The following is a 22,633-nucleotide window of genomic DNA, read 5'->3' as shown; positions in this document are numbered from 1 at the left end:
TGGCGCGCCACCCCCGGCAGCCCAGGCCGGCAGAACGGGGCGCCCCCGCCGCAGCCTGCGACGCCCTGCGCCCGGCGGAAGCGAAACGTCGGCCGATGCGCGTCATCCCCAGCTTGAGCCATCCCGGGAGGGGCTGGAAGCCGGGCTCCCGCCCCTTCCACCAGCTGGTGCCATCGGGCCCCGTGCCGCGGATGCACCGCCGAAGCGGGCTGCCCGGGCCGCCCGGCCACCCCGGGGCGGACGGGCTGGCCGGGCGGCCCGGGATCGCCAGTGGCCGCGGGACTGCGGGCGTGCCCGGGGCGTCGCGGAGGCCCCCCGGTGCCGCGGAAGCCCGGAGGGACCGGGACGGCCGGGACCAGGGTGCAAGGAATCGGGGCCCCCGCCGGCCAATGCCTTACAGCGCGGCCGCGCTTGCAGCGCAGCGGCCGGTGCGGGACCCATCGGGAGGGGATGGCCGACATGGCCAGCGGCGACGGGCGCTACACCACCATTCTGGCCGCGCGGGAGGGGGGCGTCCTCACCCTCACCCTGAACCGGCCCGAGGTGCTCAACGCCTTCAACCGGACGATGACGTCGGAGCTTTTGGATGCCCTGCGCCAGGCGGAGCGGGATCCCGAGGTCCGCTGCGTGGTGATCACCGGCGCCGGGCGGGCCTTCTCCGCCGGGGAAGACCTCAAGAGCCGTCAGGAGGGCGGCGAGCGGTCGTTCATCGCATCGCTGCGGGAACGGTACAACCCCCTGATCTTGCGCCTGCGGACCATGGAGAAGCCCGTCATCGCGGCCGTCAACGGGGTGGCGGCGGGGGCCGGCCTCGGCCTGGCCCTGGCCTGCGACCTGCGCATCGCCTCCGAGCAGGCCCGCTTCGGGCAGGTGTTCGTCAAGGTGGGCCTGGCCCCCGACTCGGGGACGAGCCTCTTCCTCCTGCAGCTCGTCGGCCTTGGCAAAGCCCTGGAGATGGCCTTCTTCGGCGACCTGGTCCCCGCCGACGAGGCCCTGCGCCTCGGCCTGGTCAACCGGGTGGTGCCCCACGAGGAGCTGGCGGCCGCCACCCGCGAGTGGGCCCAGCGGCTGGCGGCGGGCGCCACCCGGGCCATGGGCCTGGCCAAGCGGGCCTTCAACTTCGCCGCCGGGGCCGCCCTCGCCCAGGTGCTGGAGTACGAGGCCTACCTGCAGGAGATCGCCGGCCACACCGAGGATCACCGCGAGGGCGTCCGGGCCTTCTTGGAGAAGCGGGAGCCCCGCTTCCAGGGGCGATAGCATGGCACGGCGCCACCCGCCAGGCGCACGGCACCGCCCCCCTGGCCGGGCGGCGGGCACCGGACGCCCCGGCTCGCTCGCGCAAGGCCCCCAGGGCGTGGGGCGGGCAGAGCGGTCCGGTCGCGGCAGGGCGGGAAGCCGGTCGGGATCGGGGCAGGGGATCGAGGAGGACTGGCTCGCGATGCTGCGTTCCTTCGCCGACGAACCGGCGGCGCGCCGCCGCACGCCCAACGACGGCGGCGATGGGGAGCCGCCCCCGGGCCCGCGGCCCGCCGGGGGCGACGGTCCCGGTGGCTCCGGCTCCGACCGCGCGCCCGGCAGGGCGGCAGCACCTCCGGCGGGACGGACCGGCCCCGCCGCGGTCCTCGCCGTCCTCGGCGCCGGCACCATGGGCAGCGGCATCGCCCGGGTGGCGGTCGAAGCCGGCTACGAAGTGGTCCTCTACGACGTCGCTCCGGCCGCCCTGGAGCGGACGCGCGAGCGCCTGGCCGCCGCCTGGGAGCGGCACGAGCGGGAGGGCCGGGTTCCTCCCGGCACGGCGGCCGCGCGCCTCGGGCGGCTGCGTCCCGTCACGGACCTGGACGCCCTGGCCCCGGCCGCCGTGGTGATCGAGGCGGTGCCGGAGGACCTCGGGCTCAAGCGGGAGCTGCTGGCCGCCGTGGGCCGCCGGGTGGCGAGCGATGCCCTCATCGCCAGCAACACCTCGTCCCTGTCCATCACCGCCCTCGCCCAGCCGGTGCCGGAGCCGGCGCGGGTCATCGGCCTGCACTTCTTCAACCCGGTGCCCGCCATGCGGCTGGTGGAGGTGGTGGCCGGCGCCCTCAGCGCCCCCGCGGCCGTCGCCCGCGGCATCGAGGTGGCACGGCGGCTGGGCAAGGAGCCCGTGCTCTGCGCCGACACGCCGGGGTTCGTGGTCAATCGGGTGGCCCGCCCCTTCTATGGCGAGGCCCTGCGCCTCCTGGGCGAGGGGCTGGCCGACGTGGCGACCATCGACGCCCTGGTGCGGGCGGCCGGGTTCCCCATGGGGCCGTTCCAGCTGATGGACCTCGTCGGCATCGACGTCAACCTGGCCGTGACCCGCTCGGTGTTCGAGGGATTCGGCGGCGAGCCCCGCTACCGCCCCCATCCGATCCAGCAGCAGCTGGTGGCGGCGGGCTGGCTGGGGCGCAAGACCGGCCGCGGCTTCTACCACTACGACGAGGCGGGGCGGCCTCGCGGCGTGGCCTGGCGGGGCTGGCGGCAGGCGGTAGCCCTGGCGGACGAACCGGCAGGCGGGGGCACCGCCCCGGCGGAGCCGGTCCCGACCGCCCCCAACCGCGCCGCGGCCCCGGCCGGGACGGGCGGCGCGGGCGATGGCGGGCCGGCTGCGGCGGCTCCGGCGACCGCCGAGGCCCCTGGGCGGGAGCGCGACCCCCGGCCCCTCTGGGTGGTCGGTGACGGCCCGCTGGCCTCGGAGCTGGCGCGCCGCTGGACGGAGGCGGGGATCGGCGTCATTCAGCTGGCCAGCACCGCCGTGGCCGCCGCCATGGCAGAGGGCGCGGACGGTGCCGTGGCTGCGGCGCCGGCCCCCGCACCCGCCCGAGGATGCGCCCCCGGACCCGCCGCGACGCGCGCCGCAGCCGACGTGCGGACGCCCGCCGCCGTCGCGGTCACCTGGGAGGAGCTCGATCCCCTGGATCCCGGCCACTGGTCCGCGGCCCTCTCCCGGTTGGGCCGGCTGGCGCGTGCGCTGCCCGCCGAGGTGCCGATCCTCGTGAGCATCCTGCCCGGCTCCGCAGCGGAGCAGGCCCGGGCCGTGGCGAACCCGCAGCGGCTGGTGGGATGGGCTGCGGTGCCGCCGCTGGGATCGGCGGTGGAACTGGCCGGGGGCCCGGCGACCGCCGAGGCGACGCGGCAGGCGGCCCGGCGCTGGCTGGGGGCGGCCGGCCTCCAGGTCTTCGCGGTCGGCGACGCGCCCGCCGGCGTCGCGGCGCGGGTGGTCGCCATGCTGGCGCAGGAGGCGGCCGTGGCCGAGGCCGAGGGCATCGCCGCCGGCCCGGCCGTCGACCGGGCGATGCGCCTGGGAACGGGGTATCCGCGGGGTCCCCTGGAGTGGGGGGCCCTGTGGGGCTGGCGGCGGGTGGTGGCGGTGCTGGAGGGGTTGTGGCGCCACTATCGCGAGGAGCGCTACCGGCCGGCGCCCGCCGTTCGCCGCCGGGCGGGGGATGCGTGACCCGCACGCCGCCCGCAGCGGGCCGGCGCAGGCGCCGGGTTGCGGTGCGACCTCGGCCCCACGGCGGCGCAACCCTGGCCCGCCCGGGAGCCGGTGGTGCCGAGGCATCCCTCTCGGCGCCCGGGAGCGCCGCGGACGGGAGGGGTTTCCGCACCCCGCGCTCCACCAGGGGGTCCCGGCGCCGTCGGGCCACGGGCGCGCGGGCTTGCCGGGATGGACGATCGGGCTTGCCCGGTTGTACGGGCTGACGGTCGCCGGGGCCGGGGTGGCCTGGCGGACGGCGCGGTCCGGTCCAGCGAGCAGCCTTGGGCGAGGGAGGGGACGGCGGTGGCAGAGCCGGTGATCGTCGCGGCGGTGCGCACGCCCATCGGTCGGCACGGCGGCGCCCTGGCGCCGGTTCGTCCCGATGACCTGGCGGCGCTGGTGATCCGCGCCGCGGTGGAGCGGGCGGGCATCGACCCGGATGCCGTGGAGGACGTGATCCTCGGTTGCGCCAACCAGGCCGGCGAGGACAATCGCAACGTGGCGCGCATGGCCGCCTTGCTGGCCGGGCTGCCCCAGCACGTGGCCGGGGTGACGGTCAACCGCCTGTGCGGATCCGGACTCGAGGCGGTGCTGCAGGCGGCGCGGGCGATCCGGAGCGGCGAGGGCGAGGTCTTCGTCGCCGGCGGCGTGGAGAGCATGAGCCGGGCGCCCTGGGTCATGCCCAAGCCCGAGCACGGCTACCCCCGCGGCAACGTCCAGGTGTACGACACCACCCTGGGCTGGCGCTTCGTCAACCCGCGGCTGGCCGCCATGTTCCCCCCGGAGTCCATGGGCGAGACGGCGGAGAACGTGGCCGAGCGCTACGGCATCGCCCGCGAGGACCAGGATCGCTTCGCCCTGGAGAGCCAGCGCAAGTGGGCCGCCGCCCAGGAGGCGGGCAAGTGGCGGGACGAGGTGGTCCCCGTGGAGGTGACCGACCGCCGCGGCCGACGCACGGTGGTGGCGGTGGACGAGCACCCGCGCCCCGACACCACCCTGGAGAAGCTGGCCAGCCTGCCCCCGGCCTTCCGCCCTGGCGGGACGGTCACCGCGGGCAACTCGTCGGGGATCAACGACGGCGCCGCGGCGCTGGTGATCATGGCCGAGGGGCGGGCCCGGGCCCTCGGCCTCCGGCCCCTGGCGCGGGTGGTGGCCGGCGCCGTGGTCGGCGTCGACCCGCGGTACATGGGGATCGGACCGGTGCCCGCCACCCGCAAGGTGCTGGGTCGGGCCGGCTGGCACATCGCCGACCTGGATCTGATCGAGCTCAACGAGGCCTTCGCCTCCCAGTGCCTGGCGTGCATCCGCGAGCTGGGCCTGCCCGAGGAGCGGGTCAACGTCAACGGCGGGGCCATCGCCCTCGGCCACCCCTTGGGGTGCAGCGGTGCCCGCATCCTCACCACCCTGGTGCACGAGATGCGGCGGCGCGGGGCGCGGCGTGGCCTGGCCACCATGTGCATCGGCGTGGGCCAGGGGATCGCCGCCCTGGTCGAGGCCGTGGACTGACGGCGCCTGCCGCGGTCCGGCGGGGTCGCGGCTTCCGCCACGTCTTACAGGCCCTGCCGCCCTTATTAAGATTTGTTATTAAAATAGATCGTGGGCAGGAAGCCGGCGATCCGGCGCGAAGGGGAACGGGACGGGGAGGGTCGCGGCTTGTACCGCCTGGACGAGCGGATCGTCGACGAGATCCGCCAGCGCCTCGACATCGTCGAGGTGATCGGCGAGTACGTGCCCTTGCGCCGGGCGGGCCGCGAGTACGTGGCCCTCTGCCCGTTCCACCAGGAGCGCACGCCCTCCTTCACCGTGTCGCCCGCCAAGCAGATGTTCTACTGCTTCGGTTGCCAGGTGGGCGGCGACGTCTTCACCTTCGTGATGAAGAAGGAGGGCTGGACCTTCCCCGAAGCGGTGGCCGAACTGGCGCGCCGCGCCGGCGTGCCCCTGCCCGAGCGGCCGCTGTCGCCCACCCAGCGTAGGCTGCGGGACCGCCAGGAGCAGCTGCTGCGGGTGCTGCGCCTGGCGGATGCGTTCTTCCGTCAGGCGCTGCGGTCGCCCGGCGGCGAGGCCGCCCGGCGCCATCTGGAGGAACGCGGCCTGCCGCCGGCCCTGTGGGACCGTTACGGCCTGGGGTACGCGCCCGCCGGCTGGGACGGGCTGGTGCGGGCCCTGCAGGAGCGCGGGGTGCCGCCCGCCCTGCTGGTCGAGGCGGGTCTCGCCCAGGCGCGGCCGGGCGGCGGGTACTACGACCGCTTTCGCCATCGGCTGATGTTCCCCATCAGCGATCCGCGGGGCCGGGTGGTCGGGTTCGGCGGGCGTTCCCTGGATGGGCAGGAGCCCAAGTACCTGAACTCGCCGGAGACGCCGGTCTTCAACAAGCGCCGCCTGTGGTACGGGCTCGACTGGGCGCGGCCGCGGCTGCGGGAGACGGGGACGGCGGTGGTGGTCGAGGGCTACCTGGACGCCATCGCCGTCGACCGGGCCGGCGTGGGCTACGCGGCGGTGGCCTCCCTGGGTACCTCGCTGAGCGCGGAACAGGTGGAGCTGCTGGCGCGGTACGTCGAGCAGGTGATCATCGCCTACGACGCCGACGCCGCGGGCCAGCGGGCCACCCTGCGCGGCCTCGAGCTCTTCGCCGACGCCGGGGTGGACGTCCGCGTCGCCCAACTGCCGCCCGGTCGCGATCCGGACGAGGTGGTGCGGCGCGAGGGACCGGATGCGCTCCGGCGGCTGCTGGACGCCGCCGTGCCGGTGGTGGAGTACCGGTTCCGGCAGATCATGGCGGAGTTCGACACCGCCACGCCGCGGGGACGCGCCGAGGCGGCCTCCGCCCTGGCGCCCTGGCTGGCGCGGGTGCGGCACCCCGTGGAACGCGCCGAGTACGTGCGGCGCTACGCCGTCGCCCTGGGCCTCGAGGAGGGGGTCCTGTGGCAGGAGGTGCGACGGTCGGTCCGCATCCGGCGCCGTGCGTCCCCCTGGGCGGGCGGACGCACCGGTGGGAATAACGTCCAGGCGGGCCGGCATACTAACCGTCGGGTCCCGGCGGAGGGGATCCCTGCCGGCGTGGTCCGGGCCGAGCGGGGCTTGCTGTCCGTCAGCCTCTTCCACCCCGAGTGGCGGGAGTTCGTCGCCTCGCGTCTCGAACCGGGGGATTGGGTGACACCGGCCCACCGGTTGCTCTTCGAGCTGGCGGGGCAAGCGCAGGCGTCCGATCCGGGTCGCCTCTTGTCGAGGCTGCACGCCTTGGCCGCGGCGGCCCGGGAGCGGCCGGCGGATGCGGCCGGCGTGGCCCCGACGGCGAGGGAAGAAGGAAAACCCGATGCCGGTGATGAATCAAGGAAAGATCGGGTCGCTGCGGTCACGCCCGGCGATGCGCCGGTTCCTCCACCCGACAGGCGGGTGGTCGAGCAGGCCATCGCCGTGCTGGCCAGCCTGATGCAACGGCCCGCACCCGGGCCGGACGAGCCCGGTGGGATGGAGAGGATTTTAGAAGATTATATCAAAACCTTGAAGCGACATAGCCTATGGAGAATCCAGCGCCGCATCGCCCAGCTGGAGGCGAGCGGCCAGGCCGTACCTGTCGAGCTGGTGGCACGGTTTCAGCTGCTCTCGGCGCAGCTGAAGGGTCGGGCGGGGGGATGAACCCGCCGCCATCGCCCTCGCCGGTCCAGTACCGGAAGGGACGGGGACCGGCGAATCCTTTTCTGACCCGAGTCATGCGGCCAACGCCCCACGGTGTCGGATGGGGCCACGGCGGAAAGGGGGGAAGTCCGATGGACGCCAGCGAGGTCAAGAACCCGCTGCTGGAGATCGATGAGGTCAAGCGGCTGGTCGACCGGGGGCGCGAGCAGGGCGGCGTGCTGTCCGAGGACGAGGTCAGCGACGCCCTGCAGGCCGTGGAGCTCGATCCGGACCAGGTGGACGAGGTCTACCAGCTCCTGGAGGACATGGGCATCGAGGTGGAGACGGCGTCCCGGCGGTCGCGGGGCGGCGCTCGCAACAACCGGGCCAACCGTCATCACCGGGCGCGGAGCTCGAGCCGTGCGGCGAAAGACGTCGAAGGCGTCGTCGACGAGGTCTCCCTGGACGGCGTGGGCGACCTCGACCGGTCCGGGGATCTGGACGGCGACGCGGTGGAGGGAGCCGCCGAGGGCCGCGACCGGGAGGCCGGCGACGGCACCGACGTCGACCAGCTCGGCGAGCCGGTCGACGATGATGACGATGACCTGTCCATGCCCGACGGCGTCGCCCTGGACGACCCGGTGCGCATGTACCTCAAGGAGATCGGGCGCATCCCCCTCTTGACGCCGGAGCAGGAGATCGAGCTGGCCAAGCGGATCGAGCAGGGCGACGAGGAGGCCAAGCGCAAGCTGATCCAGGCCAACCTGCGCCTGGTGGTCAGCATCGCCAAGCGTTACGTGGGGCGCGGCATGCTGTTCCTGGACCTGATCCAGGAGGGCAACCTGGGCCTGATCAAGGCGGCGGAGAAGTTCGACTACCGCAAGGGCTTCAAGTTCAGCACTTATGCCACGTGGTGGATCCGCCAGGCCATCACGCGCGCCATCGCGGATCAGGCCAGGACCATCCGCATCCCCGTGCACATGGTGGAGACCATCAACAAGCTCATCCGCGTCCAGCGCCAGCTGGTGCAGGAGCTCGGGCGGGAGCCGACGCCGGAGGAGATCGCCAAGGAGATGGGCATCGAGCCCGAGAAGGTCCGGGAGATCATGAAGATCGCCCAGGAGCCGGTGTCCCTGGAGACGCCCATCGGCGAGGAGGAGGACAGCCACCTGGGCGACTTCATCGAGGACGAGGACGCCCTGGCGCCGGCGGAGGCGGCCTCCCAGCTCCTGCTGCGCGAGCAGCTGGAGGACGTGCTCCACACCCTGACGGATCGCGAGCAGAAGGTGCTGCGGCTGCGCTTCGGCCTGGATGACGGGCGCCAGCGGACGCTGGAAGAGGTGGGCCAGGTCTTCGGCGTGACCCGCGAGCGGATCCGCCAGATCGAGGCCAAGGCGCTGCGCAAGCTGCGGCACCCGTCGCGGAGCAAGAAGCTCAAGGACTTCCTGGAGTGAGGCGGCGCGATGCCCACCCCGGCCCCCTGCGCCGGGAGGCGTCGCCGCCGCATCGCCGCACCGGCAGCCGGGTAGGGGGAGCGCACACGCAGCCAGTCGGGGGGCGCCCTGTGGGCGCCCCCCGAATGGCTTCCCGGCCCTTCAACGGGGCAGCCGCTTCTCCAGGATCAGCTTGGGCTCGCCCTGCTGGTCCACGTAGACGCCGATGATGTCGAATCCGTGGCGCAGGTTGAGGATCAGCATGTCGCGCCACTTGTTCTTCGTGGCGGTGCGGATGGTACCGTAGCCCTGCTCGCGACACCACGCGTGCTGGCGGCGCATGAGCTCGCTGGCGATTCCCCGCCGGCGAAAGCCGGGCGCCACCGCCCCCACCCAGCTGTAGAAGTGACCGGGTTTCCGCTCGTAGCCGATCTTGTAGCCCACCACCTGCTGTCCCGCCAGCGCCACCAGCGTCAGAAGGCGGTGCCGGTTGCGCGCTTCGCGGAGCATGCGATCCGCTTCGCCAGCGCCGAAGACGAGCTCGTGCAGCCGCAGAAGATCGGCGAGGACCTTGCCGTCGGGGAGGCCCTCGAACTGCCGGTATTCGACGCCGGGTCCTGGTTCCACCGCCGAAACCCTCCCGCTCCCCCAATCCCGCGATGCGACGCCAGTATCCCACGGCTGCGGGGAGGTGGCAACGCTGCCGAGCCGCGCCGATCCGCCTGTGGGTCGGCGAGCGGCACCCACCGGGGCCCCGGGCCCGCGTGCGACGGGCGGGACCGACGGGTCCCAGCGATGGGGCCGGGTGGGCTGCTGGGGTGGGGCGTTGGGGGGCGGGGATGTCCTGGAAGGGGCCGTTCGACGAAGAGGGGAAAACAGGACGGAGGGGTTGCGCTGCCGGACCGCAGCACGCTGCGGGAGCCGCAGCACGCTGTCGGACTCCCGGCGCGCTGTCGGACCCGTAGAGAGATGCTCTGGTGCCTGCCCCCGCCGCGGCCCGCGGGCCTGGCCGCGGGCCGCGGCGGGAGGAGACATCGGCAAGGGGCGAGGAGGGGTGGGACGCGATGGCGATGAAGGCCTGGCAGCTGATGCGGCCCGCCGATGCCCGCACGGCTCCCCTGCGCCTCTCGGAGGTGGACGAGCCCGAACCGGGACCGGGGGAGATCCGCCTGCGGGTGCGGGCCTGCGGCGTGTGCCTGACGGACGTCCACATCGCCGAAGGCGATCTGGTTCCGCCGGAATACCCGGTGACCCCCGGCCACCAGGTGGTGGGGGTCGTCGATGCCGTGGGTCCCGGTGTCGAGGGCATCCGGCCCGGGGAGCGGCGCGGCGCCTACTGGCTGCACCAGGCGTGCGGGCGCTGCGAGGCGTGCCGGCGGGGCGAGGAGAACCTGTGCCCCCACGCCCGCTTCACCGGGCTGCACGTCCCGGGCGGTTACGCCGAGGCGATGGTGGTGCCGGCCGCGTACACCGTGCCCGTCCCGCCCGCCTTCGACGACGCCACCGCGGCGCCGCTGCTGTGCGCCGGCGTCATCGGTTACCGTGCCTTGCGGCTGAGCGGCTTGCGGGCCGGGGAGCGGCTGGCCCTGTTCGGCTTCGGCTCCTCGGCGCACCTCGTCCTCCAGGTGGCCCGGCACCAGGGTTGCCAGGTGGTGGTCTTCACCCGCAGCCCGGCCCACCGGGAGTTGGCCCGCCGGCTGGGCGCCGCCTGGGCGGGCGGCGCGGAGGTGCTACGCCGGGACGAACCGGCCGTCCCGGGCACGCCGGCCGCCGCGGGGGACGGGCCATCCGAACCCGGGCTCGGGGGCGCCGCCGCCAACGGCAGGACCCATCCGACCCCGGCCCGAGCCGAGATCCCCCTCCCCTGCGATCGGGCCATCGTGTTCGCCCCTGCCGGGGAGCTGGTCCCCCTGGCGCTGCGCGCCGTGCGGCCCGGCGGGACGGTGGTGATCAACGCCGTCCACATGTCGGACATCCCGTCCTTCCCGTACCGGTTGCTCCACGGCGAGCGGGTGCTGCGATCCGTGGCCCACGTCACCCGGCGCGACGCCGAGGAGTTCATGGCGCTGGCGGCTGCGCTCCCGCTGCAGGTGGCGGTGCAGCGGTATCCGTTCGACCAGGCGAACCGTGCCTTGGCCGACGTCAAGGAGAGCCGGGTGAACGGCGCGGCGGTGCTGGTGGTGGGCGAGGCGCCGCGCAGGCGGCCGCATGCGGGGAGGCAGCCGTGATCCGTCGTCGAACATCCGCCCAGGCGCTGGCGGGCCGGCCGCGGCGCGCCGGGTTCGCGATGTCGGCCGGCGGCCCGTCGCGCTACGCGGGATCCATGGGTCCCTGCGGATTCAGGCGTCGTGGGCTGCCCGAGCGCGTCGGGGCGGCCCCGCCGGTCCGCGGTCCACGAAGGGAGTCGGTCGCGATGCCCGCGCCGTCGGATGTACCCATCGCCGTCGAGGAGGTCGTGCCGGGGGTCTACCGGATCGCCATCCCCATCCCCGCCCCGCTTCGGGACGTCAACGCCTACGCCCTGCGCGGCCCCGGCGGTTGGACGCTGGTCGACGCCGGCTTCCACACGCCCGAGGCGGAGGCCGCCTGGCACCAGGCGTTCCGACAGTTGGGGATCGCCCCCCGGGACGTGGAGGCCATCGTGGTCACCCACTTCCATCCCGACCACCTCGGCGCGGCGGGATGGCTCCAGACGCTGACGGGCGCACCGGTCTACATGCACGAACGGGAGATCGACGTGGCCCGGCGGGTCTGGCAACCGGCGGCCCTGGACGGCTACGCCGCCTTCGCGGACCGCCACGGTGTCCCGGACGAACTCGGCCCCACGCTGACGGCGCGACGTCGCAAGGTGCTGGACTGGGTCGCCCCGCCGCCGCGGCCGACGCCGATCCGGCCGGGCGAGGCGTTGCCGCTGGGAGGACGGCGGTGGGAGGTGGTCTGGGCGCCGGGCCACACCGACGGCTTGGTGGTCCTCTGGCAACCCGAGGAAGGCTGGCTGCTGGCGGACGACATGGTCCTCCCCGGCATCTCTCCCAACATCTCCGCGGGGCCCCAGGCGGCGCCCGACCCGCTGGGGCGCTACCTGGAGTCGCTCCGGCGCGTGGCGCGGCTCCCGGCACGGCTGGTCCTTCCCGGGCACCGGGCGCCCTTCACGGATCTGGCCGCCCGCTGCGCCGAGCTGGAGGAGCACCATCGGCGCCGGTTGGAGGCGATCGAGGCCATCGTGGACCGGGGCGGCGAGGTGACTGCCTGGCAGGTGGCGACGGAGCTGTTCGGGCGCGTCATGGACACGCCGGCCAACGTGGAGTTCGCGTTGGGGGAGACCGTCGCCCACCTGGACTACATGGTGCGGCGGGGGCGACTGCAGGCGACGTGGAGGGAACGGACCCGGACCCCCGGGACGGACGCGATCCCCCCGGCGGTCGCGGCGGCCGACCCGGGGCAGGCGCCGGGGCTCAGCCGGTCCGCCCCGCAACGGGCGGTCATCGTCTATCGCCGGGCCTGAGGTCGATCCATCGCCGAGCCCGGACGCTTTCACCCAGGCCGCGCACCCAGGCCGCGTTCCCTCAGGCTGCTCAGGGCGGCCGTGCGGGTGCTGGCCCGACCCGGGGCCGTCGGCCCCGGCTCGGGCCAGCACCGTCCCCGGCGACGGCGACCGCGGGTGACGGCTACCGCGCCGCCAGGCCCAGTTCGGAACGGGCTGCCAGGACGCGCTTCCACGCCTCGGCCCGCAGCGGCCGGTCGAAGCTGCGCAGCTCCGCCAGCCGGAAGCCGTGCTTGCGCGCCAGCTCCTGCAGCCAGAGGATGGTCTGCAGGTTGAGGTCGGCCCCCAGGCTGGTGTGCTCGTAGTGGTGCTCGAGGGCCAGCATCATCGTCTCGGCCATGCAGGCGTAGACCAATCCTCGCTCGAAGCCGAAGTTCCATCCCATGGACGGCCGGCCGGGCACCTCGACCACGCCGCCGTCGATGACCAGCACGTCGGGCCGGGCGTCCCGCACCTCGCGGCTGACGTTGGGCGGCCGGCTGAGGTCGCACACCACGGCGCCGAGCTTCACGTTGGCCGGCGTCACCAGATGGGCGGTGCTGCTGGTGGCCGTCACCACCACGTCGGCCTGGGGGAGCGCCGCGTCCAGGTCCGTCGTGATCACCAGCGGGCAACGCCCGGTCGCCAGCCAGTCCTGGAGGCGGGGGAGGAAGGCATCGGGACCCTCCTCCGGCGCGGGCCAACCGCCGAAGTCCAGCAAGGCGCGGCCCAGGGGGCCTAGGCCGGCGAGGAGCTGCTCCCCGCGGGACCGCCCGGCGCCGTGCGCCAGGGCCGGGGTCGGAGGGGCGCCACCCGCGGGGCCCGGGGATGCGCGGCGGGCCTGCGAACCGCCGCCGGGCCGCTCGCCTGCCGCCAGGCTCACCACGTGGCGGCAGAGGTCGGCGGCCACCCGCAGCAGCCGGCGCCGGCTCTGCTCCGGCCGGGCCGGGTTGCCGACCAGCACCAGGCGCCGCACCTCGGGGCCTAGCAGGAGGGCGATGGCGCGGCCGATGGCCCCCGTGGCGCCGACCACCGCGACGGTGCCCTGCGCCAGCGGGAACCCCAGGCGCCGGGTGGCCTCGGCGATGGCCTCCACCGCCGCCACGACGGTGAAGCTGTTGCCCGTGGTCAGCGCCACGCCGGCGTCGCGCAGGTGCAGGCCCCCCCGCGTCACCACCGAGGTGTACGCGCCGAGGCCGACGATCTTCGCCCCGCCGTCCCGCGCCAGCGCCAGGGCCGCCTCCACCGCGGCGACCGCCTCCGCCTGGGGCATGGCCAGGAGCTCGTCCGCCGTCCGCGGCACCACGTAGAACTCACCGTAGGCCGTGGCCCCGGTGGCGGAGACCACCCGCGTCTGACCGATGCGGAAGGGCTCCAGCAGGTGGTTCCACCGCCCCGCCAGCTCCGCCAGCTCCTCCCGGGTGAAGGCGGCCAGGCTGGGGTCGAACTCGGCATAGTTCTCCAGGTCCAGGGGATGGACCAGGAAGGCGAAGCGGCCCTCCCGGGGATCGCCGCTGGGGGCGGCCGGTTCGTCCGCGCGGCATGGGCCGGAGCGGAGCGGTTCCCCCGTGCGGATCCAGCGATCCGATGCCCCCGGCGCCGGCGGGGTCTCCGGACCGCGAGCCGGGTGGCCGTTGCGGCTCGAAGCCGCCGCGGGCGCGGCCCAGGCCGAGCGACCCGTCACCACCCGCCCGACGGCCGGAGCCGTCCCGGCTGCCGGTCCGGTTCCCCCTCTCGGCGGGGTACCCCGCCGACCGACCAGGTGGCGCAGCAGGGCGGCGGTGTCGTCCCGGTCGATGATGGCCACCGCCCGCTCGATGGCTTCGAGGGCGTAGTCGCACTCCTCGCGGGTGGCGATCAGGGGCGGCTCGATGCGGATCACGTCGGCGCCGTTGAGGGTCGGCGCCACGCGCAGCCCCTCGACGTTGAGCAGATACGACGCGATGACGGGCGTGAGCAGCTCTTGCTCGCCCAGGACCCCCAGCAGGTTGCCGGGGAAGGTCTCGCGGGTGACGCCGAACCGGATGCCCAGCATGAAGCCGCGGCCCCGCACCTCCCGGATCACCCGGGGGTGGCGCCGCTGGATGGCCAGCAAGCCCTGGCGCAGGTACTCGCCCGTCTCGGCCACGTGGCGGACCAGGGCCTGGTCGTCCCGGGTCAAGAGCTCCAGCGCGGCCAGGCCGGCCCGGCAGGCCAGGGCGTTGCCGGCGAAGGTCGAGGAGTGCTTGGTGGCGAACGCCTCGCTGTAGACCGCTTCCGTACAGAGCACGGCGCCGATGGGCACCAGCCCGCCGCCCAGGGCCTTGGCCAGGGTCATGGCGTCGGGCGTCACGCCCTCCGCTTGGCAGGCGAACAGCGTCCCCGTGCGCCCGAGGCCGGTCTGCACCTCGTCGACGATGAACACCACGCCGTGACGGCGGCAGATCGCCTGGGCCTCCCGCAGGTAGCCCGGCGGCGGCACGACGATGCCGCCCTCGCCTTGGATCGGCTCGACCAGGAAGGCGGCGTACTCGCCGGGGCGGGCGGCCAGGGCGCGCTCGAGGGCCTCGGCGTCCCCGTAGGGCACCCTGTCGAACCCCTCGACCGGGGCGAAGAAGGCGTCCTGGTAGGCAGAGCGGTGGGTCGCCGAGAGGGCCCCCAGGGTCTTGCCGTGGAAGGCGTTCTCGGTGGAGAGGATCCGCTGGCGGCCGGTGGCGGCCCGCGCCAGCTTGATGGCGGCCTCCACCGCCTCGGCGCCGCTGTTGGCGAAGGTCACGTAACGCAGACCCGGGGGTGCCACCTCGATGAGGCGCCGGGCCAACTCGCCCGCCGCCTCCAAGAAGGAGGGCTGGACGAAGGACGGCTCGCCCGCGCGTCGCACCGCCTCCAGCGCTTCCCAGATCGTCGGCGGGTTGAAGCCGAAGGGCAGGGCGCCGTAGGCCGCGACGAAGTCCAGGTAGCGCCGGCCCTCGTCGTCCCAGAGCCAGCAACCCTCGCCGCGCACGAAGCGCTTATCCATCTGGATCTGTTCGAGGAGCTCGCCCAGGTGGGGGTTGACGTACTGCCGGAACGGATGCATCCGGTGCCCTCCAATCCGCTTCGCCCGTTGGAACCGTTCTCCGCTCGTCGAGCCCGCAGGTTCGTCGGGACCGATGCGCCGCGACCCCGCGGCCGGGCCGGTTCGTCCGACGGCCGGTGGGCTCGCGGGATCCCCCTCCCGATGCCGGGGCCGTGCCACCGCGGGAGCCCTCGCTCCGTGGCAGGCACCCAGGGGATTCCCCCGCGGCGGGTGGGTCGGACTCACCCGCCGCGGGGCGCGTCGGCACCGGCGGTGCCGTCGGTGCCGGTCCCGCTCACGGCGCCGAGGGACCCGACCCCGCTCGCCACCCCGTGGCGGGACGGCCGCCCGTCGTCCCGGTCCCGGGCGTTGCGCAGTTGGCGGATCACCTGGCGGATCGCCTCGGGGTCCAGGTAGCGGTCCTCGGTGATGGGCGAGGTGCCGATCTGGATGCCCGTCACCCGATCGGGGCCCAGCAACGCCTCGACGAGCCGAATCCGCATGTCGGAACCGAGGAAGATCAGGTGGTCCAGCTCCCGGGCACGCGCGATCAGCGCCATCACGTCGTTGAGCAGGGCCGCCCCGCTGCGCTCGCCGATGAAGCGGCGGCGTTCGTCCTCCGTGAGCAGCCAGACGAGGTCGACGCCCTCGCTGCGCGCCACCTCTTCCAGTTCCTGGCGATTGCCGACGGGGAACCCGACCAGCCCTAGCCTCTGGCCGCGCCGCACCTCGCCCAGGCTCTCCAGCCGCGAGACCAGGGTGCGGTCGACGCCCAGCGCGTGGGCGACGTCCTGCTGGGAGAGGCCGGAGGCGCGCAGCTCCAGGATGCGGTCGACCATCCGGTGGATGCGCTGCCGGTCGATGACCTTCTCGCCGATCCGCACCAGGTTCACGCCGCCGACCCCCGCACCGCCGGGTTTGTGCACAAGGTTGAGCACAACCCGAGTATACCCCAGCACCGGGGGCGATGGTACCCCGTCGCGCCCGGGAGACGGGGCGACGGGCGCCCCAGGGGGCCGACCGCTGCGTGCCGGCGGGCCAACGGGTGACTGCGGTCACTACCGCGGTTCCCGCGCGGTCTCTACCATGGGAGTCGAACCGCGGCGCCCCGCGGTGCCGCGGGTGTCGCGCGGACGCGGTCCGTGGGAGGCAAGCCGTGCCGCCGTCCGGTGCCGTGGGCGTCGCGGGAACGCGGTGGAGGGGGAGGAGGAGCGGCGATGACGACCCCCGCAGCGGAGCACCGCTCCGAGCCCATGTTGGTGGTCCGCAACCTGGTGAAGCGCTTCGGCGACAAGGTCGCCGTGGACGGCGTGTCCTTCGAGGTCTATCCCGGGGAGAGCTTTGGGCTGCTCGGCCCCAACGGCGCCGGCAAGAGCACCACCCTGGCGATGATCGCCGGCCTGCTGCGCCCCGACGCCGGAGAGATCGAGGTCGGCGGCCTTCCTCTGGCCACACGCCGCCGGGAGGCGCAGCGCCTCCTGGGCGTGGTACCGCAGGACGTCGCCCTGTATCCCGAGCTGACGGCCGCCCAGAACATGGGCTACTTCGCCGCGCTGCGCGGGCTGCGGGGCGCCGAGGCGCGCCGGCAGATCGAGGAGGCCCTGGCGCTGGTCGGGCTGACGGACCACGCCGGCCAGCGGGTGGAACGCTTCTCCGGGGGCATGAAGCGCCGCCTCAACATTGCCGTCGGCCTCTTGGGCCGACCCCGGCTCCTGCTGCTGGACGAGCCGACGGTGGGCATCGACCCCCAGTCCCGCCGGCACATCCTGGAGGCCACGCGGCAGCTGGCCGCGACCGGCGTGGCGGTGCTCTACACCAGCCACTACATGGAGGAGGTCGAGTTCCTCTGCCGCCGGGTGGCCATCATGGACCACGGCCGCATCATCGCCCAGGGGCCCATGGACCAGGTGCGGGCGCTAGCCGGCGATGCCGCCGTGCTGCGCCTCCCCTGGGACGGCGTCCTGCGCGATGAGGACCCCGCCGCCCTGGGGCGCCAGCTCGGGGTGCCCGTGGAGACGACGGGCGGCGAGGTGCGCTTCATCCTGCCCCGGGGGCCCGAGCAGGCCGTGGAGTTGCTGGGCGAGCTGGTGCGTCGCGGGGTGCCGGTGCGGGGGATGCGCCTCGAGACCCCGGACCTGGAGACGGTGTTCCTGGCGCTGACCGGCCGCGCCCTGCGCGACTAGGAGGTGGCGTTCGTGCGCGACTCGCTGCGGCAGGCGAGCGCCGTTGCCCTGAACCAGCTGCTGCGCTTCGCGGCCGACTGGCGCGGCGTCCTGATCCTGTTCCTCATCCCCCTGGCCTTCAACCTCGTGCTGGGGGTGAGCCTCCGGCAGGCCTTTGCGCCGGACTTCCGCCCGGATCGGCCGTACCGGGTGGCGGTCGCCGTCCCGCCTGCCCACCCCGCTGCAGACGTCCTCCAACGGGTCTTGACCGGGGCCGAGGCCGACGGGTGGATCACGGTGCAGGAGGTCGCCGGCGCGGACGCCGCCGTCGCGGCGGTGCGCCGGCGGGTGGTCGAGGTGGCGGTGGTGATGTCCCCGGACTTCCCGGAAGACCCGCTCCAGGTGGTGGCCGAGCCCGGCACCGTGCCGGCGTCGTTGGTGGAGTCGCTGGCCCGGGAGGCGGCCGCGGCAGCGACCGCCGGGGCCGGCGGAGCCCAGCCTGCGGGGCCGGTTCCCGTGGACCTGACCCTCCGGCCCGCCCCCCTGCCGGACGAACCGGCCGGTGGCGAAGGCTCCGCCGGGCCGCCACCGGTGGACGCCATGGCCTACTACGCGGCCGGCATGGCGGTGATGATGGTGTACTTCGCCACCCGCGAGGGCACCCAGGGCTACCTGCGGGACCGGGCCACCGGCGTCTACCTGCGGGTGCGGGCGGCCGGCACCGGCCGCGCGGCCTACCTCGGCGGGACCTTTGCCGGCAGCGTGGCGGTCGGCTTGGTCTTCATGACGGTGATGGCCCTCACCACGCGCCTCCTCTTCGGCGTCCACTGGGGAGACCTGGGAGGCTGGGCGCTCCTCACCCTGGCCTCCGTCCTCGCGGCGGCGGGGGTCAACACGCTGCTCTTGGCCTTCGCCCGATCGCCGGAGGTCCAGGAGGGGGTGAGCACCGCCCTGGCCCAGGTTCTGGGGTTCTTGGGGGGCTCGATGATGCCGTTGTTCATCTTCCCGGACATCCTGGCGCGGGTGTCGCAGTGGGTGCCCAACCGTTGGATGCTGGACGGCTATCTTGCGCTGATGGCCGGCGCGGCACCGGCGGCTGTTCGGGACGAGGCCCTGCACCTGGTGGCGGCCGGCGCGGTCCTCCTGATCCTGGGCTGGTTCCTGGACCAGCTGGCTGCCCGTACGGCGGGGGAGGCGTGAGCCATGGATGGACGTCCCATGCCGGCGTCTCGGCACCGAGCATCCCAACCGCCCGCCGGAGGCGCCGGCGCGGTGGTGCAAGGCGCGGGGGGAAGCGGGAGCGCCGGGACGGAAGGCGGGGAACGGCGACACCCGGTGCCGGGTGGCGGCACCGGCCGCCGTGGCCGGGTGCGTCCCGCGGTGGGTCCGCTGGCGGGTACCCTGGGGCGCGTGGCGGCCATCGCCGCGACCAGCACGCGGCGCACCCTCCGACGGCCGCTGAACCTGCTCTGGCTGCTGCTCGTCCCCCTGTTCTTCGGGGTGCTCGTGGCGGGCCTGTTCGTCCGGTCGGACGACGTGCCGGTGCTGGCCGTCGTGGTGGAGGACCGCGGGCCGTGGGTCGGCCCGCTGCTGCAGGGTCTGGAGGTGACCCCGATGACCTTGCGCCGGCTCGACCGGGAGGAGGCGGTGGCCCGGCTGCACCAGGGCCGGGAGCGCGTGGTGCTCTGGGTGCCCCCAGGCTTCTCGCAGTCGGTGGCGGCCGGCAGGCCGCGCGTGGAGCTCTGGTACGGGCCGCGGCAGGAGCCCGGCGCGGAGGCCGCCCGCATCCGGGCGGTGGCGGCCGGGCTGGTGACGGGGACCCCGGCCGGGCCTTTGCCGGTGGAGGCGGTGGCGCCGCGGCCGTCGGTTCGACCCGAGGACTACGAGCTCCTGCGGGCGGTGTTCGGCTTCTACGCGATGTTCGCCCTCGTCACCCTGATCACCCACGGGGCGGCCCTGCACCACGAACGCAGCTTGGGGACCCTGCCCCGCTCCTTGCTGGCGGGGGCCACCTACGGCGAGGTGGTGGCCGGGCACGCGGTGGCGCTGTTCCTGATCGGCGCCCTCCAGGCGGCGGCGATGCTGGGAGCCACGGCGCTGTTGGGGGCGCCCTGGCTGGCGGCCGGAGTCCCTGCGCTGGCCCTGGCCGTGGCCGCGTCGCTGGTGGCCGCCTGCGGCGTCGCCCTGGCGGTCGCGGGGTTCACCCAGACGCCGCGCCAGATCACGGCCGCCGGCATCCTGGTGGGGACCATCGCCGCCATGCTCGGAGGGGCCTTCTGGCCGCTGGACGTGGTCCCCGCCACCCTGCAGGAGGTGGCGCGCCTCAGCCCGGTGTATTGGGCCCTTGACGCCCTGCGGGAGGCCTTCGTCTTCGGCGGCCCCGGCGCCCCCCAACTGCCGGCCGTGGCCGTGCTGCTGTTGTTCGGACTGGTGGCGGGGACGGCAGGCGTCGCCGGACTGCGGCGCTGGGCCCCGTGAAGGAGCCCGCCCGCGCGGTGGCCGGTCGAGGGGCGGGGCCGGTCCCGCCGGGTGGGTCCCGAACCGATCCCGCGTGGCGCCGCGGGCCGTGGCTGCGAAGTCGTCGAAGAGACGGGCCCGGCTCCACCGCGGAGACGGGCCCGGCTCCACCGCGCCGTGGCTCGGCGCGAGAAGGGAAGCCGCCGTCCAAGCCGCCGCCTGGCGCGGGCGCTGGCCGGGGCGGTCCTGGCCGCGATCCACCGCCCTCCGCCATCCATGGGTTCGCGATGGGCCCGGTGCTGGTGGAGGGCCTCGCAACAGCCCGGTGCCGGTCGAGGAACGCACGACGGCCCGTTGCTGGCCGAAGGAGTCGAAGGACTCGGAACGGCCCGGTGCTGGTCGAAGGCCCACCCTGGCAACACCCTGTCCATTGGAAGGCGATCAGAAAGCAGCTGCGCTCTACCTGGGACACCCGCGCGGGTTCCGGCCACGGGTCGGCAACGGGCCGCGACGGCGTCCGCCGGTGAGGCCGCGGGTGTTGGCGGGCTGAGCCGCCGCGAGAGACGAGGTGGGGCCTTGGATCCCTGGAAGCTCGAGCGATCCCAGGCGCCGGAGGAAGCCGGCTATCAGCTGACGCGGCTCGTCCTGTTCGCCGCGGGGGCCGGGGCGTGGTTGCTCGCCGTGCCGCGACCTGCTCCGGCGGTGGCGCTGGCCCTGGCGGGAGCCCTGGTGCTGGCCGCGGGGGCGCAGGCCGGCCCGCCATGGCCCAGCGGGTCCAGGGCGGCGGCCGCCCCGTGGCGGGCGGCCGCCGCCCTGGGTGCCGGCCTGGCGTGCGCACTCTGGGCGCTCCACCGCAGCGGCGAGGTAGGGCTCGTGGGGCCGGCGGCAGCCGTGGTCATGGGTGTGCCGTCCGTGGTGGGCCGGCGCTGGGCGGCCTGGTGCAGCGCGGCGGCCGTGGCGGCCGGCGCCGCCACGGCCGCCGCGGTGGCCGGCCCGCGGGGGGCGCTCTTCGCCGGCGCCGCTCTGCTGGCCGCCGCCTGGAGCGGCGACCTCCACGCCGCGCACCGGGCCGAGCGACGCCGGCTGGAGCGGGCGGTGGCCGAGCTCGCGACGGCCCAGGTGCGGCTCGCGGAGCTGGCGGCTCGCAGCCGCGAGGTGGCGGCCCGGCGGGAGCGGGAAGAGCTGCTGGGTGCCCTCCACGACGCCCTGGGGCACACCCTGACCGCCCAGCTGCTCCAGGTCGCCCTGGCCCGCCGCCTGCTGAGCGTGGACCCCGCGGCGGCGAGCGCCCGGCTCGAGGCGGTGGAGCGCGGGCTGCGCGGAGGGCTGGACCAGGTGCGGCAGCTCCTGCGTCGCTCCCTGCATCCCGCCCGCTTGCCGCTGGCCTCGGCCCTGGAGCGCCTGGCCGATGACTTCAGCGCCGCCACCGGCGTCGCCGTGCGGGTCGTTCTGGATCCCGACGCCACCGGCGTGTCCGACGTGGACGACGAGGTGGCAGGCATCGTCCTGCGCGCCGTCCAGGAGGCCCTGACCAACGCCGCCCGGCACGGCGGCGCCCGCCGGGTGGAGGTCAGCCTGGCGATGGCCGGGCCGCGGGTGCGCTTGTTCGTCCGCGACGACGGGATGGGGGCGGCCACCCTGATCCCCGGCATGGGCCTCGGGCGGATGGCCGCGGCGGTGCAGCGCGTGGGCGGCACCGTGCGCTTCGAGACGGCGCCCGGGCGTGGCTTCGGCGTGGAGATCGGCCTGCCGCGCCGGTTGCCTCCCCAGCCGCATCATGCCACCGATCGCGGTGGCGGGTCCGGGCCCATGCCGGACCATCCCGGCGCAGGGGTACCGCAGGCTCCGGCGGGGCCGGTCGCAGGGCAGGCGAGGAGGTCCGCGCCGCGTCCGGCGGGCAGGACGGAGGCCGGTCGGCCGGGACCGGCGGAGGGCGCATGATCAAGGTCCTGCTGGCGGAGGATCAGGCGCTGGTCCGCGAGGGATTGCGCCTGTTGCTGGAGCTGCAGGGTGACCTGGCGGTGACCGCCGTCGCCGACGGCGCGGAGGCGGTGGAGCGGGCGCGTCACGAGGCCTTCGACGTGGCGCTGCTCGACGTGCGCATGCCGCGGGTGGACGGCGTGACCTGCCTGCGCCGGCTGCGCGCGTTGCAGCCGGACCTGCCGGTGCTCATGCTGACCACCTTCGATGACGACCGGCTGGTGCAAGAGTGTCTGGCCGCCGGGGCGACGGCGTACCTGCTGAAGGACATGGCGGCGGAGGATCTGGCCAACGCCGTGCGTCTGGTCGTCCTGGGCGGGCAGCTGATCCCAGGCGACCTGGCTCGTCGTCTGGTGGCCCGGGCGGACGCCGGCGCCGGGACGGGTCCAGGGCGTCCCGCCGAGGAGGGGCGGTGCCAGGGCCCAGGGCCGCGGGAGGGTGGAAGGCCCCTGGAGGCGGCGCCGGCGGGCGGGGAAACGGTCCCCGCCGACCGGTGCCGGGGACGTGGGGTCGCACCGTCGCCCGCCGCGCCGGGCAACGGGTCGGCCGCGGCGACGGGGGGCTCGTCCCGGGGCGGGACGCCGCCGGCCGCGGGCGCGCAGGCGTTGGGGGCCGCCGGCGCGCCCGCGTCGGGGATCCTCGGACGTCTGACGGCCCGCCAGCGGGAGATCCTGGCCCTCTTGGCGCAAGGGCTGACGAACCGGGAGATCGCCGCGCGCCTCCATCTCTCCGAGGGAACGGTGAAGAACGTGGTGAGCGAGATCTACGCGCGCCTGGAGGTGCGAGACCGGGTGGAGGCGGTGTTGCGCGCGCGGGGTTGGCTCGGTGGGCCGCCGGGTGCGGGTGGGGGCTAGGCCGAGCCGGTGGGCCGCGGCTTCTCCCCGCCCGGGCCGGTGAGCGCGCCCGAGCCGGTGAGCGGCCGTGGGACAGGCC

The 22,633-nt window shown here is 75.1% G+C and carries 15 protein-coding genes; 12 read left to right on the top strand and 3 right to left on the bottom strand.

All coding sequences use genetic code 11. The annotated features are described in order from the left end of the window. Window positions 1-450: 450 nt before the first annotated feature. From Q5761_RS11025 to rpoD, 5 genes are all read left to right on the top strand, one after another. Complete coding sequence (locus Q5761_RS11025) at window positions 451-1,257, top strand: enoyl-CoA hydratase/isomerase family protein (protein WP_318750628.1); 807 nt, start codon at window positions 451-453, stop codon at window positions 1,255-1,257. 181 nt (window positions 1,258-1,438) lie between these two features. After that, the gene (locus Q5761_RS11020; protein ID WP_318750627.1) at window positions 1,439-3,469 is read left to right on the top strand and encodes a 3-hydroxyacyl-CoA dehydrogenase NAD-binding domain-containing protein; all 2,031 of its coding nucleotides are present in this window, start codon (window positions 1,439-1,441) and stop codon (window positions 3,467-3,469) included. Between the two features lie 327 nt (window positions 3,470-3,796). Continuing rightward, a complete protein-coding gene (locus Q5761_RS11015) occupies window positions 3,797-4,999 on the top strand; it encodes a thiolase family protein (protein ID WP_135224405.1) in 1,203 nt (400 codons plus the stop codon). A 147-nt stretch (window positions 5,000-5,146) separates the two neighbouring features. Next, the gene (dnaG, locus tag Q5761_RS11010; RefSeq protein WP_318750626.1) at window positions 5,147-7,129 is read left to right on the top strand and encodes a DNA primase; all 1,983 of its coding nucleotides are present in this window, start codon (window positions 5,147-5,149) and stop codon (window positions 7,127-7,129) included. Window positions 7,130-7,260: 131 nt separating this feature from the next. After that, window positions 7,261-8,562 (top strand): RNA polymerase sigma factor RpoD, encoded by a 1,302-nt coding sequence (gene rpoD, locus Q5761_RS11005; RefSeq protein ID WP_135224403.1) that lies wholly within the window; start codon window positions 7,261-7,263, stop codon window positions 8,560-8,562. Window positions 8,563-8,703: 141 nt separating this feature from the next. Here the strand turns inward: rpoD and Q5761_RS11000 are convergent, their stop codons facing one another. After that, entirely contained in the window at window positions 8,704-9,168 is a 465-nt protein-coding gene (locus Q5761_RS11000) for a GNAT family N-acetyltransferase (RefSeq protein ID WP_135224402.1), read from the bottom strand. Between the two features lie 437 nt (window positions 9,169-9,605). On the opposite strand from Q5761_RS11000, the gene Q5761_RS10995 reads away from it, so the two are divergent. After that, window positions 9,606-10,769: a zinc-dependent alcohol dehydrogenase family protein gene (locus tag Q5761_RS10995; RefSeq protein ID WP_243123637.1), complete on the top strand. Its 1,164-nt coding sequence runs from the start codon at window positions 9,606-9,608 to the stop codon at window positions 10,767-10,769. A gap of 185 nt (window positions 10,770-10,954) precedes the next feature. Further along, window positions 10,955-12,046: an MBL fold metallo-hydrolase gene (locus Q5761_RS10990; protein ID WP_167758834.1), complete on the top strand. Its 1,092-nt coding sequence runs from the start codon at window positions 10,955-10,957 to the stop codon at window positions 12,044-12,046. Between the two features lie 163 nt (window positions 12,047-12,209). On the opposite strand, the gene Q5761_RS10985 is transcribed toward Q5761_RS10990, so the two are convergent. Together Q5761_RS10985 and Q5761_RS10980 are read right to left on the bottom strand one after the other, a co-directional pair. Then, on the bottom strand, window positions 12,210-15,122 hold the full coding sequence (locus tag Q5761_RS10985) for an aminotransferase class III-fold pyridoxal phosphate-dependent enzyme (protein WP_135224400.1): 2,913 nt from the start codon (window positions 15,120-15,122) through the stop codon (window positions 12,210-12,212). Window positions 15,123-15,343: 221 nt separating this feature from the next. Continuing rightward, window positions 15,344-16,060 carry a helix-turn-helix domain-containing protein gene (locus tag Q5761_RS10980; RefSeq protein ID WP_243123635.1) on the bottom strand — a complete coding sequence of 239 codons (717 nt, stop codon included), beginning with the start codon at window positions 16,058-16,060 and terminating at the stop codon, window positions 15,344-15,346. A 258-nt stretch (window positions 16,061-16,318) separates the two neighbouring features. Here Q5761_RS10980 and Q5761_RS10975 point away from each other — a divergent pair, with 258 nt between their 5' ends. The 5 genes from Q5761_RS10975 (at window position 16,319) to Q5761_RS10955 (ending at window position 22,554) form a co-directional block, all read left to right on the top strand. Next, window positions 16,319-17,284, top strand: coding sequence for an ABC transporter ATP-binding protein (locus tag Q5761_RS10975; protein WP_135224399.1), 966 nt, complete (start codon window positions 16,319-16,321; stop codon window positions 17,282-17,284). 12 nt (window positions 17,285-17,296) lie between these two features. Further along, complete coding sequence (locus Q5761_RS10970; protein ID WP_135224398.1) at window positions 17,297-18,463, top strand: ABC transporter permease; 1,167 nt, start codon at window positions 17,297-17,299, stop codon at window positions 18,461-18,463. A 180-nt stretch (window positions 18,464-18,643) separates the two neighbouring features. After that, the gene (locus tag Q5761_RS10965) at window positions 18,644-19,741 is read left to right on the top strand and encodes an ABC transporter permease (RefSeq protein ID WP_318750625.1); all 1,098 of its coding nucleotides are present in this window, start codon (window positions 18,644-18,646) and stop codon (window positions 19,739-19,741) included. Between the two features lie 555 nt (window positions 19,742-20,296). Continuing rightward, entirely contained in the window at window positions 20,297-21,661 is a 1,365-nt protein-coding gene (locus Q5761_RS10960) for a sensor histidine kinase (protein ID WP_318750624.1), read from the top strand. Further along, window positions 21,658-22,554, top strand: a complete 897-nt coding sequence (locus Q5761_RS10955) for a response regulator transcription factor (protein WP_318750623.1) — start codon at window positions 21,658-21,660, stop codon at window positions 22,552-22,554. Before Q5761_RS10960 ends, Q5761_RS10955 begins: the two co-directional genes overlap by 4 nt. Window positions 22,555-22,633: the final 79 nt, after the last annotated feature.

The sequence above is a fragment of the Thermaerobacter composti genome, from assembly GCF_033582035.1.
In the GTDB taxonomy this organism is placed as follows: Bacteria; Bacillota; Sulfobacillia; order Thermaerobacterales; family Thermaerobacteraceae; genus Thermaerobacter; species Thermaerobacter composti.
This window is presented reverse-complemented; position numbering and strand designations above follow the sequence as displayed.

Bases quoted from the DNA above. Each gene is read 5' to 3' on its own strand.
- Q5761_RS11020 (WP_318750627.1), top strand. From the start codon at position 1,439: ATGCTGCGTTCCTTCGCCGACGAACCGGCGGCGCGCCGCCGCACGCCC.
- Q5761_RS11025 (WP_318750628.1), top strand. From the start codon at position 451: ATGGCCGACATGGCCAGCGGCGACGGGCGCTACACCACCATTCTGGCC.
- Q5761_RS10990 (WP_167758834.1), top strand. From the start codon at position 10,955: ATGCCCGCGCCGTCGGATGTACCCATCGCCGTCGAGGAGGTCGTGCCG.
- Q5761_RS10985 (WP_135224400.1), bottom strand. From the start codon at position 15,122: ATGCATCCGTTCCGGCAGTACGTCAACCCCCACCTGGGCGAGCTCCTC.
- Q5761_RS10995 (WP_243123637.1), top strand. From the start codon at position 9,606: ATGGCGATGAAGGCCTGGCAGCTGATGCGGCCCGCCGATGCCCGCACG.
- Q5761_RS10955 (WP_318750623.1), top strand. From the start codon at position 21,658: ATGATCAAGGTCCTGCTGGCGGAGGATCAGGCGCTGGTCCGCGAGGGA.
- rpoD (WP_135224403.1), top strand. From the start codon at position 7,261: ATGGACGCCAGCGAGGTCAAGAACCCGCTGCTGGAGATCGATGAGGTC.
- Q5761_RS10975 (WP_135224399.1), top strand. From the start codon at position 16,319: ATGACGACCCCCGCAGCGGAGCACCGCTCCGAGCCCATGTTGGTGGTC.